Here is a 1,429-nt window from a genome sequence, read left to right on the forward strand (position 1 = left end):
GGCCTAAACGACAGAATGTGTTGTTTTGCGGCGTGTCGGGCTAAACGACATTTTGTGTTGGTGGGGTTTAGCGCATGCGGCCTTTGCGTATTCCCATAGAGTGGTTGTAGGCAGTGTCGATGGCACTGTCGTAGGTTGCTGGTCGGCCGTCTTCGTGGCCGCTGGTGGCTTGTTTTTCCTGGTTGGCTAGGGTTTGTGCTTTGGCGAGTGCGTCCTGGCCCCAGTTTTGCTGCCTGGCGATCTCTACAGGATCGTCAGGCAGCTGCGTATGTAGATGCAGCCACCAGTCGCAGGCGATGCGCTGTTGTTCGTCGCGCAGTCCGCGGTGGGTGTGCATAAGTTGCTTAATTTGTGAGTTCACCCCGCCTTCTAGCTTGTTGGTCGTGCGTTCAAACCGTTGGCCTTCTTTAGCTTCGGCGAGGTAGGCAAAGAGGTGTCCTTGTTGGCTCATCTTCTTTAGCTGCAGGTAAATCCCGCGATGGGTGTAGTGGGTGTACCACCATTTTTTGTTCCGGCGCTTGGACTTAGGAATCTGGTCGAAAGGAACGTCTTTGACGTAGGTTTTGGCTTTGAGCTGGGTGCTAAATACGGTGCCGAACTGTTGTAGTTTTACGGTCCATTCGGCTGCCTTATCTAGGTTGTCAACGGCGAGTAGTTCAAAGGAAAGCCGTCGTAGTGCTTTGCCCATCGGCGAGGTGGGGTGAAGGCCGGTGGCACGTTGGATATTGCGCTTGACGTGGACAATGCAGCGTTGAACCGGGGTATCAGGCCACAGGCTGCGTAGTGCTTTAAGCCCTCCGGAATCCCCATCGCAGGTCACCAATTGTGGTGGGGCTAGCTCGTCCAGCAGGCGCATATACGACCAGGAGGATTCTTTCGTGCACCAGAACCAATTGATGACATGGCTGGAGTCGGCAGCTACAACAAGGCACTTGGCGTTGAAGTAGGTGCCGTCGATGAAGACTTGATCGTAGATTCGCTGCTTATCAACGCGTCTAGGAGGTTGGATAAGCCAGAACGGTGTGAAGCGTCGTTGCAAAGTTCGCGTTGAAACACCGCAGGTTTTAGCTGTTTCTTCCAAGCTGTTGCTGGAGGTGAGCCAGGAAATGAAAAGGCGGAACCATTTGGCTTGCACAGCATCGTTATTCACGCGGGTGAAGGTGGCCTTGCAGGTGCGGCATCGCCATCGTTGGCGCCCAGCACTCGTTGTTCCGTGTTTCGTGCATGTCCCGCCGCAGACGGGGCATCGAGGATGATTTTTACTCATCCCCTCATCGTGAGCCTAGGTGCCTAGCACACCGGCATTCCTTTGGCGGTATTTCATGGTCGAAGCTGGAATATCCCTCTGGATAAGTGAAATAGTCCTAATATCAGCACGCCAGACCGGCTAGCCGTACAACCTCACCAACACATCGTGTCGTTTAGGCCG

General features: G+C 54.2%; 1 protein-coding gene. It reads right to left on the minus strand.

From position 1 onward, the window contains the following. Positions 1–67: 67 nt before the first annotated feature. Positions 68–1,267 carry an IS1249 family transposase gene (locus tag QP941_RS11505; protein WP_284869003.1) on the minus strand — a complete coding sequence of 400 codons (1,200 nt, stop codon included), beginning with the start codon at positions 1,265–1,267 and terminating at the stop codon, positions 68–70. Positions 1,268–1,429: the final 162 nt, after the last annotated feature.

It is taken from the genome of Corynebacterium sp. MSK150 (assembly GCF_030229215.1).
In the GTDB taxonomy this organism is placed as follows: Bacteria; Actinomycetota; Actinomycetes; order Mycobacteriales; family Mycobacteriaceae; genus Corynebacterium.